Source organism: Palleronia sp. (assembly GCF_042089775.1).
In the GTDB taxonomy this organism is placed as follows: domain Bacteria; phylum Pseudomonadota; class Alphaproteobacteria; order Rhodobacterales; family Rhodobacteraceae; genus Palleronia.
The window spans coordinates 18040-28740 of sequence record NZ_JBELKF010000044.1; the positions used below are offsets into that span (position 1 = coordinate 18040).

The following is a 10701-nucleotide window of genomic DNA, read 5'->3' on the forward strand; positions in this document are numbered from 1 at the left end:
TGTGCTGGCGATCCAGCGCGCGCAACTGTCGATACCCCCTATCGGGCAGAAGGGGAACTGCCCGACCGACCACCACCGTAGCCTGACCCGGAAACGCACCCGCGGCTGCCTCGCGCTTTGCTGACACGGCCTGCACTGCCACGCAATTGCGCGACTGCGGCGGGAGGCGACCCGACGCAGAAGCCACTGCGTGCCGGATCACTGGGCCCGAAGCATCCTTTCGAAAGCGTCTGCCGGCATCGGGCGCCCGAAGATGTATCCCTGGCCTTCGGCACAGCCGTGGCTCTTGACGATTGCGGCCTGTTCGGCGGTTTCGATGCCCTCGGCCGTGACCTTGAGCCCGAACCCGCGAGCCAGGACCATGATCGCTTCGACGGCGGCGAGATCCTCCCGGGCCATCAGCCCGGCGCTGATGAAAGAGCGGTCGATCTTAAGGCGGGTGACGGGCATCGACTTGAGCATGCTGAAAGTCGCGTATCCGGTCCCGAAATCATCAAAAGCAATCGACACTCCCCGCTGCCTCAGGCGGCTCAACGGCGCCGAAGCAGTCTTCTCTTCCGTGAGAAGGACGGTCTCGGTCAGCTCAAGCTCCAGCGCGGTCGGAGGAAGCCCCGTCGTCAGGAGGACATCGCCAACAAGCTCCTCCAGATGCCCGTTGTAAAACTGGGCCGCAAAGAGATTTACGGCGATCCTGAAGTCCGGCCGCAGATCGCGGCGCCACTCGGAGGCGTAGGCACAGGCGGTTCGCAACACCCATTCGCCCACGGTTTCGACCAAGACGCTGTGCTGCAGGATCGGCAAGAACTCCCGGGGCGGGACCACGCCGCAGTCGGGCCGGTTCCATCGGATGAGGGCCTCGGCGCCGGTGATCCTGCCGTCGCACAGCGCGACTTGCGGCTGGAAATACAGTTCGAACTCATTTCGCTTCCATGCCGTCGTCAGATCCGATCCTAACTTGGCCTTGGCCATTGCCGCACTGCGCAGGTGCTCTTCGAACTTCCTGACCGTGCCGCGCCCTTCCTCCTTGGCTTGATAAAGCGCGAAGTCCGCGTTCCCCAGCAATTCCCCTCCCCCGCATCCTCCGCAACGCCGCCAGGACAGGCCCGCACTGGCGCCGATCTGGATCGTCCTGCCCTCATAGCGGATGGGACGCGAGATGCTCGCGATCATGTCCGGCGCAAGCATTTCGGCTTGTCGGAGGCCGCATTCTCCGAAAACCAGGACCACGAACTCGTCTCCGCCCAAGCGCGAGAGGAAGCATTTTCGCCCGCCTGCTTGGCGCAAGCGCTCTGCAACGATGCGGAGCACCCCGTCGCCGGTCGAGTGGCCAAACGTGTCGTTCACCTCCTTGAACCCATCGAGGTCCAGCAAAAGCAGCGTCACGGCATCGTCCCGTTGCTCTGCCTCGCGCAGCCGCGACTGCAGATACGCACGGTTGTATAGGCCGGTGAGTGCGTCATGCTCTGCGGCGTAGCGCAATTCAGCTTCGATGCGCTTCCTCTCGGACACGTTGCGAATGCTCGCGCCGTATTCGAAGCGCCCGTTGACTTGCCACTGCGCGATCGACATCTCGATCGGGATTTCCCGCCCCTCCCGATCGATACCCACAACCTCGAGCGGCCGCCCGACCCACGGTGTCGAACCGTGATGAATCGAAGAATTCCTCCGCAGCGCGTCATGGAACGGTTCATGCAGGCTGGGATGCAAGACCACGTCGAAGGGCTGGCCCAGAACCTCGGTTGCATTCCACTGGAAGACCGTCGTTGCCGCGTCGTTCCAGGAAGTGATGACACCCTGGGAATCAGTGCAAACGATCGCGTCCGAGGTCGACGCCGAGATCATCTCGAACTGGCTGCGGCTCGATTTCTCCAGCGCTTGCAGGCGCCGCAGTTCGAGACGCTCCATCACCAGGTCGGCCAGATCCTGAAGAAGCCCGCAGTCGCGGATCGAGAAATTTTCGCGCGGCTCTGGGTCAATGATGCAGAGCGTCCCGAGCTTATACCCTGAGGGTGTGACAAGCGGAGCACCTGCGTAGAAGCGAATGAACGGGTCGCCCGTCACGAGCGAATTGTTCTTGAAACGCTCGTCCTTCGTTGCGTCCGGGACAACGAGGACATGATTCTCCTTGATGGTGTGAGCGCAGAAGGAAAGCTCTCTCTCGGTCTCGAACAGCTCCATCCCGAATCGCGCCTTGAAGAATTGACGATCGCGGTGAACGAACGCCACAAGGGCTGTCTTGGCCTGGAACGCGCGGGACGCCATCCGCACGATGCGGTCGAATTCTTCCTCAGGCGGCGTGTCCACGACTGAAAAAGCATCAAGGACAGCGATCCGCTCATCTTCATGCATGAGAACGGTTGAGAGGTGCATCAGGAGGTAATCGCAATGGTTGTAAAAAATATACCTAGCAAGCTAGCAGGCCGCGCCAAATTCTCAAAGCGCACGCTGCAATTGGCTCAGCTTATGCGCAGGCCGGAGCTGTAAGCAGGTCGGTCTTTCGTGCAGAGCACGGGCGCCTGGTGACGTTCCCGTCTCGTGGCGATGCAACCCTGCCGGTGTCGCCGTGTTGACCGCAGCCATCCCCATTGCCGAGGATGGTGGTTCATCTGCAAAGGTGTCGAGATGACCCAGCTCGTCCAACCCCGCCTCGTCAACCCGCCCGATGGCGATCCCGGCGTCTATCTCGACTTCCGCTTCGGTCGGCGCGCGATGCTCTTCGACCTGGGCGGCCTCGGGCCACTCACGCCGCGGGAGCTTCTGCGCGTCAGTCACGCCTTCATCTCGCACGCCCACATGGACCATATCGCCGGGTTCGACCCCCTGATGCGCCTGCGCCTCAACCGGCCGCGCGCCCTTACCCTGATCGGTCCCGCAGGCTTCGTGGACCAGGTCGAGAGCCGGCTCGGCGGCTTCAGCTGGAACCTGCTGGGCCCGAGTTCGGTCGACTTCCGCCTCGCGGTCTGGGAGTTCGACGGCCGGCGAATCTCGAACGCCGGGGAGTTCCGCGCCCGCGAGGCGTTCCGCCGCCGCGACCTGCCGCTCCCCGACCTGCGCGACGGCCTTGTTCTGGGCGAGGATGATCTGGCGGTCGAGGCCGCGGCGCTCGACCACGGAGGGATTCCCGCTCTCGCCTTCGCCCTGCAGGAAAGCCTTCGTATCAACGTCTGGCGGACCGCGCTGAACGAAATGGGCCTGCCGGTCGGCCCTTGGCTCGACGCCGCCAAGACAGCCATCCGGGCCGGCGCCCCTGACGATCATCGCGTCACCATCCCGGGCCACGGCGAAATGCCCCTCGGTGATCTCCGCGAGCGCGCGTTCCACGTCGCACCAGGACAGCGGGTGGCCTACGTCACCGACGCCGCCGACACGGCACCTAACCGCGAGCGGATCGTAGAGCTTGCCCGCGGCGCCGATCATCTCTTCATAGAGGCGCCATTCGCCGACGCCGATAGCGACCGGGCGAGCGCCACGGCGCACCTCACGGCCCGCGCGGCCGGAGAGATCGCCCGCTCCGCCGGCGCACGGCGCGTCACCGGCTTTCACCACTCGGCCCGCTACGCCGGATCAGCCGCGACCGTCTCCGCCGAGCTTGCGGCCGCGATGAGGCCCGAAGCGATGGGTGAAAAGGAAGAACCTGGCCCTGCACCGCATGAAGGGGCGGATTGGGTTCTTCGGTGGCGCGCGAACGGTCTCACGACCGATCGTGCCCTCGCTCGGTTCGACAACCTGCCCGCGGTCGACCTCCACGACCTGGTGGGCAGCTGGCAGGGCACCGGGTTGCCGACGGGCCACCCGCTCGACGGGCTTCTCGAGCGACTTGGCTGGCGTGGCAAGCGCTTCGACAGCGAGGGGCGCGCGGATCCTCTGGTCTTTCATCCCGATGTTGCGCTCGATCCCGCGCGTATGCCGCTCAGCATTGCCCTCCGCTGGCCCCGCCTCGCACGGAGCCTGCCGGCCCGCACAGGCTTTGCCGCCCTCCGCGGCGTCCTGCGAGCGCGGCACCCGACGGCGACCCTCGCGCGGATCGAGTATCGCACCTCTCTGAGCGCCGCGATGATCTATGACCGCCAGCCGATCGTGGACCACTTCCGCCGCATCGACGCGGCCCGCGTACTAGGGGCGATGCAGACACCCTTGGCGGCGCCCTACTTCTTCCTGTTGACCGTCGAGCCGTGAGCAGGCGCCCGTTTCACGTGATCGCGCGAACGGCTTGTCACCCTTGCCGTCTCGGCCAGTCAACTAGGTGAAGTGGACGATCCTCGAACGCCCGGCCCGAACCTCAAGCAAGGACCGGCGCGCCGACAGCACAAGATTCAGCGGAGGACACACATGACCGGCAGATCCGTTGCACGCGAGTTCATGGTCGACCGGCAGATCGCCCGGCGCGGCATCCGCGATCCTCATGTCCTCGAAGCGATGCGCACCGTACCGCGCGAAGCCTTCGTCGATCCGGGGATGGAGGAGTTCGCCTACCAGGACAGCCCGCTTCCCATCGCCGAGGGGCAGACGATCTCGCAGCCCTACATCGTCGCCATGATGATCGAGGCCGCCGAGGTGCGCCCGGGAGATCGGGTGCTCGAAATCGGCGCGGGCTCGGGCTATGCCGCCGCCGTGCTCAGCCGGATCGCGGAAAGCGTGCACACCATAGAGCGGCACGAAAGGCTGACGCAGAGGGCGGAGGAACGGCTCACGCGGCTTGGCTACGGGAACGTGACCCTCAGGACCGGCGACGGCACCCGCGGGTGGTCCGAAGCGGGGCCATTCGACGCGATCCTTGTCGCCGCCGGCGCGCCGACGGCGCCGGAGTCGCTGAAGCGGCAGCTTGCGATCGGCGGCGTGTTGGTCATTCCCTTGCAGCCGGGCGAAGACAACCAGACGCTGACGCGTATCCGTCGAACCGCCGACGATACCTGGGAAGAGGAAGAGCTGGGCGCCGTCAGATTCGTGCCCCTGATCGGTGCGGAAGGATGGGCCGAGGACGGAACCCGCTCGGCCAGCAACCACGCCCCCGCCCGCGAGAAGTCCCTGCCCGACATGATCGGCGACGCGGCAGAGCCCCTTCCCGATCTGGATGATTCCGCCTTCGGCACGTTGTTCGACCGGTACGGCGATCGCCGGGTGGTGCTTTTGGGCGAAGCGAGCCACGGCACCTCGGAGTTCTATCGTGCGCACGCGGCGATCACCAAGGCGCTGATCGAACGCCATGGCTTTTCCATCGTGGCCGTCGAAGCCGACTGGCCCGACGCCGCGGCAGTCGACCGCTACGTGCGCCACCGTCCCGATGGCGAGACCGATGGGCCGCCCTTCTCGCGGTTTCCGACGTGGATGTGGCGCAACACCGATTTCGTCGACTTCACCGAATGGCTGCGCGACTTCAACCGCGACGGCCCCGCGGACAGGCAGGTGGCGTTCCACGGCCTTGACATCTACAACATGCAGGGGTCGATCTCTGCCGTCCTCGAGTATCTCGATCAGGTCGATCCCGAAGCTGCCAAGATCGCGCGGGAACGCTACGGATGTCTGACCCCGTGGCAAGGCGATCCGGCTACCTACGGCCGGGCCGTGCTGAGCCAGCGCTACCGCGATTGCGAGGAGGACGTGGTCGCACAGCTTCGAACGCTTCTTGAAAAGAGATTGGAGTACGAGACGCAGGACGGCACCCGCTATCTCGATGCAGCCCAGAACGCCCGCCTGATCCGATCGGCCGAGCAATATTACAAGGTCATGTACTATGGCGGCGCCGAAAGCTGGAACCTGCGCGACAGCCACATGTTCGAGACGCTTGAGCACGTGCTCGATGCTCAGGGTCCGGATGCGAAGGCTGTCGTTTGGGCCCATAACAGCCATATCGGCGATGCCCGCGCGACCGAGATGGGCGCGGTCCGCGGCGAGCACAATATCGGGCAACTGGTCCGTGAGCGGTTTGGCGACGCATCCGCGTCGATCGGCTTCGGGACCCACACCGGAACGGTCGCCGCGGCAAATGACTGGGGCGCAGAGATGGCGGTCAAGCGCGTCCGTCCCTCGCGCGAAGACAGCTACGAGCGGCTCTGTCACGACGCCGGAGAGGCGCGCTTCCTGCTTGATCTGCACCGCGATCCCGCCCTGCGGCGCCGCCTTGAGCGTGAACGACTCGAAAGGTTCATCGGCGTCATCTATCGGCCCGAAACCGAGCTTCAGAGTCATTATGCGCGGACGTCCCTTCCCCGACAGTTCGACGCCTGGGTCTGGTTCGACGAGACCAGCGCAGTCACGCCCCTAATAGGTGAAGAGGAGCCGCGCACGGGCATGCCGGACACGTGGCCCTTCGGAATCTGAAGCCGCTCTGGCCGGCCGCCATCAGCAAACGCTCTGAATGCACCGTGCCGATGAGCGTGCTCAGAAAGCACATCTGCCAATGACGTGAGGGCCTTCGTATTTCTTCGGCCTGGTGCGGCTTGCGGCCACCTCTTTGCCGCAGGCTGCGCTCAGATGAATTTCACGCGCAGTGACCAAGGGCGCGGCATCGGGTGCCTGATGTTACTGCCGCCGGGGCCGGCCGAACTTCAGGGCGAACCGGAACCGGTGCGTCACGCCCTCGTTCGCCCAAGACGGTGGTGTCCTTCCACGTGCAGAGTCACCACAGCGACCTCAGACCGGGAGAGAGACATGGCCAAGACCACGGCAGACTTCATGCTGGAGCGACTGACGGAATGGGGCGTCCGCAACATCTACGGCTATCCGGGGGACGGCATCAGCTCGACCCTTGAGGCGCTTGAGAAGTCGATCGACCGCTTCACCTTCGTCCAGGCCCGCCACGAGGAAGAGGCTGCCTTCATGGCCTGTGCTCACGCCAAGTGGACGGGCGAGCCGGGCGTCTGCCTTGCGACCTCGGGACCCGGCGGCATCCACCTGCTGAACGGGCTCTATGACGCCAAGCTCGACCACCAGCCGGTGGTCGCCATCGTCGGCCAGCAGGACCGCGCGGCCCTTGGCGGGAGCTACCAGCAGGAGGTCGACCTGCTCACGCTCTTCAAGGACGTGGCGCACAACTACGTCCACTACTGCCAGTCGCCGGCGCAGATGCGCCACCTGATCGACCGCGCCTTTCGCATCGCCAAGGCCAAGCGCTGCGTGACCGCGATCATCCTGCCCGACGATGTCGGCGAGGAAGACGCCGTCGAGAGCCCGCCGCACGAGCACGGCACCGTCCATTCCGGCATCGGCTACCCGTCCAAGCCCCGCAGCTTCCCGCCCGAGGACGAGCTGCGCCGCGCCGCCGCCATCCTCAACGAGGCCAAGAAGCCCGCCATCATGATCGGGGCCGGCGCCATGGGCGCGGGCGCCGAGGTCCGGGCCGTCGCCGAGACGCTGGGGGCGGGCGTGTGCAAGGCGCTGCTTGGCAAGGCCGCGCTGCCCGACGACCTGCCCTATGTCACCGGACAGATGGGCCTTCTGGGTACCTCGCCGTCCTGGGACCTGATGATGGATTGCGACGCCTTCCTGATGGCCGGCTCGGGTTTTCCCTATGCAGAATTCCTGCCCGAAGAGGGCAAGGCGCGCGGCATCCAGATCGACATCGACCCCGGCATGCTGTCGATCCGCTACCCGATGGAAGTCAACCTCGCCGGCGACAGCCGCGATACGCTGGCCGCCCTGCTGCCCTACCTCGAGCGGAAGTCCGACCGGTCGTGGCAGGAGAAGATCGAGAAGAACGTCGCCAAATGGTGGGAAGGCGTCGAGAAGCGCGCCATGCACGAAGGCGACCCGGTGAATCCGCAACGCCTGTTCTGGGAGTGCTCGTCGCGGCTGCCCGACGGGGCGATCATCTCGGCCGACAGCGGCAGCTCGGCAAACTGGTATGCCCGCGCCATCAAGATCCGCGAAGGGATGAAGGCATCGCTCTCGGGCACGCTGGCCACGATGTGCCCCGGCGTCCCCTACGCCACGGCGGCCAAGTTCACCTATCCCGACCGGGTCGCGGTCAGCTTCGTCGGCGATGGAGCGATGCAGATGCTCGGCAACGCGGCGCTCATGACCATCGCCAAGTACTGGAGAGCCTGGGAGGACCCGCGCTGCGTGATCGCCGTGGTCAACAATCAGGACCTCAACCAGGTCACCTGGGAGATGCGCGCCATGGGCGGCTTCCCGAAGCTCGAAGAGACGCAGAAGGTGCCGCCATTCGACTATGCCGCCTACGCCGCATCGCTGGGGCTGACGGGGCTGCGGGTCGAGCATCCCGACCAGATCGGACCCGCCTGGGACCAGGCCTTTGCGGCCGACCGCCCGGTCGTGATCGACTGCGTCTGCGACGCCTCGATCCCGACGCTCCCGCCCAAGATTACATCCCAGCAGCGCAAGAACTACTTCAGCACGCTGATGAAAGGCGACCCCGACGAAGGCGCCATCATCAAGAACGCCTTCAAGCGCTACTTCACCTCGTGACGCGGCGGGCGCAAAGGCTCACACCCGCCGTACTGCGCCTTTGGCCACGAAGCGCCTCGTGCTTCAGTTCGTGAAGGCCTCGGCGAGCGACTTCAGCTCGCTCATCCCGCTCAGTTCCGAAGCGGGAATCTGCGCGGTCAAGTTTGCAGCCTCGGCAGCGTCCGCCATCTTGATCGCGGCATAGGGTACGGCAATCGTGCTGCCCTCCCCTGTCGAGACCAGTGCGGCAACGATGCGCCCCCCTGGAATGACCACGAAGTTCTCGACCCTGCCGACGGTGTTCCCGTCCGCCCCGGTCAAAGTCTTGCCGATCAGATCCTTGATAAGGAGCTTTTCCGCGCCTGCTTCACCCAGCGACTGAGCGGCAGACGCGATGCTCGAAGCATTGGACAGGCTATCCGGAATTTCATCCGGAAGATCCTGCGCCGCAACGGCGCTGCTCCAGGCGAGCGGGAGGAAGTAGATGACCTTGAACCGGTGTCGCATTGCGGCATCTCCATGTGACAGTATCTTCGGGTCAAGCCGGCCCGTCCCTCCCGGTTCCCACGAGCGCCGCCGGCACATGCGCCGCCTCCGTCTTCTCATCATCATCAGCCCCCACGCGAACTCTGAAGATCCCGCTCGATGACAGTTCATGGAGACGCAGCTCCATGGCAGCCGGCAAACCACCCGCCTGCGCAACCGGGGCCATCGTGTCGGCGGCGAGCGCGTTCGGCGGCCGATGGCGAGGATGGGCCTATGGGCGGTCCATCAGCGGTCACGCACCACAATGCCACATTTCGAGCACCGCAAATGGCCCCGTCTGCTGAGGGAGCTGGTGATCGGCAGGCCAGTCCATGTCCTCCTTTCGGGATCAAGCTGCGCGAACCACTGCCGGGCAGCGGATGCGACCAGGCACACTGCACGGCCTCCAGCCTGCGGTTGAAAAAGAGGGGGCGTGGCAGACTGATCGGACGGACGGAAGGACGATGCCGGGAGTTGGCGCAGTTGTCGCCCTGACTTACCGATCCGCGATCGGCGACCCGAGCCGCTTCACCTCTTCGAAGAACATCGGCCCCTGGGTCGGTCCGACGCCGTCGCGCAGCCAGTCTGGCGCGCGCGATGTCTCAGGCGGCATCACCAAGGCCGGTGACGTGAGCTTGAGGCGCGCGTTGTGCCAGGCCGCAATCGTGATGATGAGCCGGGGCCAAGCGGCATGGCCGAGAAGCTGGGCGCTCAAGGTGCTAAGCGCCGGGGCAGAAAAAGGGCGACGGTGGCGTTGGCCTGCCGGATCTCGGTCACTCTGCACCGCATGTGGGGTCGATGGCACCGCCCTACAGATGGATGCTGCGCCGACAGCTTGATCCGCAGGCTGCTACCTGCCTGTTCGCAGGCCTTCGAGGTCCCGCAGGGCTGTGGTTCCGATGATGCCGTGCTCCGGACCGGGGCTGGCACTCATCAAGCACGCCTATGAGATGGGAACGCCGGAATTGCACCGGACCAGCATCATGTTGGCATCCAGGCGCTGACCACGGACTGAAGCATGTGCCCAAAGGACCTCACTACAGGCCAGCGTAAAGATCAGGAACGAGCACCGGAAAAATGCCGCTCTCCTGCTTCGGCAGGTGCAATCCACCTGCGCAAAAGGCATCGACGGGGACGAAACGTACCGAAGTCCGGAGCCGAGCCGGGCAGCGCTGCGAAACTGGCACGGTGCCAGGGACCACCTCAAGTTTTCAGACCCGCTGGAGATCCATTCTGACTGGCCTCGAGCAACTCGATCAGAATTTCAATACACGTCTCGCTGGCAAAAAGACGGAACTCACGCGGCTCCTCCGCTTTTCGTGAGTAGACCAGACGGTCATGTACTAATTTCTGGAGGACGATTGTTATGAAGATCAGTACCCGCGCCCTGCTCCTGAGCACTGCACTTACCCTGCCGATGGCGGGTAGCGCCTTTGCCCAGCAGATCGAAATCAACCCCGACCAGCTGTCGAACAAGACGAACGAATGCCAGACCCTCGGTCAGGTGATCGCCGACAACAACGGCAGCGTGGGCGACCTGTCGGCGCAGGACGTCGTGACGGCCATCAACGAGGACGCCGCCGAAGAGTGCGCGACCTATGCCGAAGAGATCGAGGCCTTCGCCGAGGCGGAAGTAGAAGTCGAAGCCGAAGCCGAAGCTGAGGCCGAAGCTGAGGCCGACGTGCAGGTCTCCGAAGAAGTGCAGGCTTCCGAGCAGGTCGATGTCGAAGCCGAAGCCCAGGCAATGGTGCCCGCGCCGAACGTGGACGTTCA

7 protein-coding genes are annotated in these 10701 nt (G+C 64.9%); 5 read left to right on the top strand and 2 right to left on the bottom strand.

The window, feature by feature from the left end:
- Positions 1–198: 198 nt before the first annotated feature.
- Positions 199–2304, bottom strand: coding sequence for an EAL domain-containing protein (locus tag ACFDS3_RS11900; RefSeq protein WP_375262568.1), 2106 nt, complete (start codon positions 2302–2304; stop codon positions 199–201).
- A 318-nt stretch (positions 2305–2622) separates the two neighbouring features.
- On the opposite strand from ACFDS3_RS11900, the gene ACFDS3_RS11905 reads away from it, so the two are divergent.
- The 3 genes from ACFDS3_RS11905 (at position 2623) to ACFDS3_RS11915 (ending at position 8424) form a co-directional block, all read left to right on the top strand.
- Entirely contained in the window at positions 2623–4176 is a 1554-nt protein-coding gene (locus ACFDS3_RS11905) for a GXWXG domain-containing protein (RefSeq protein WP_375262569.1), read from the top strand.
- A gap of 153 nt (positions 4177–4329) precedes the next feature.
- Positions 4330–6318, top strand: a complete 1989-nt coding sequence (locus tag ACFDS3_RS11910) for a protein-L-isoaspartate(D-aspartate) O-methyltransferase (protein ID WP_375262570.1) — start codon at positions 4330–4332, stop codon at positions 6316–6318.
- 330 nt (positions 6319–6648) lie between these two features.
- A complete protein-coding gene (locus tag ACFDS3_RS11915; RefSeq protein WP_375262571.1) occupies positions 6649–8424 on the top strand; it encodes a thiamine pyrophosphate-requiring protein in 1776 nt (591 codons plus the stop codon).
- A 63-nt stretch (positions 8425–8487) separates the two neighbouring features.
- Here the strand turns inward: ACFDS3_RS11915 and ACFDS3_RS11920 are convergent, their stop codons facing one another.
- Positions 8488–8988, bottom strand: a complete 501-nt coding sequence (locus ACFDS3_RS11920; protein WP_375262572.1) for a PRC-barrel domain-containing protein — start codon at positions 8986–8988, stop codon at positions 8488–8490.
- Positions 8989–9392: 404 nt separating this feature from the next.
- On the opposite strand from ACFDS3_RS11920, the gene ACFDS3_RS11925 reads away from it, so the two are divergent.
- Entirely contained in the window at positions 9393–9767 is a 375-nt protein-coding gene (locus ACFDS3_RS11925) for a transposase (RefSeq protein ID WP_375262573.1), read from the top strand.
- A gap of 527 nt (positions 9768–10294) precedes the next feature.
- Positions 10295–10701 (top strand): hypothetical protein (locus tag ACFDS3_RS11930; RefSeq protein ID WP_375262574.1); only part of this gene is annotated, 407 nt, incomplete at its 3' end.

Bases quoted from the DNA above. Each gene is read 5' to 3' on its own strand.
- ACFDS3_RS11905 (WP_375262569.1), top strand. From the start codon at position 2,623: ATGACCCAGCTCGTCCAACCCCGCCTCGTCAACCCGCCCGATGGCGAT.
- ACFDS3_RS11910 (WP_375262570.1), top strand. From the start codon at position 4,330: ATGACCGGCAGATCCGTTGCACGCGAGTTCATGGTCGACCGGCAGATC.
- ACFDS3_RS11915 (WP_375262571.1), top strand. From the start codon at position 6,649: ATGGCCAAGACCACGGCAGACTTCATGCTGGAGCGACTGACGGAATGG.
- ACFDS3_RS11920 (WP_375262572.1), bottom strand. From the start codon at position 8,988: ATGTGCCGGCGGCGCTCGTGGGAACCGGGAGGGACGGGCCGGCTTGAC.
- ACFDS3_RS11925 (WP_375262573.1), top strand. From the start codon at position 9,393: ATGCCGGGAGTTGGCGCAGTTGTCGCCCTGACTTACCGATCCGCGATC.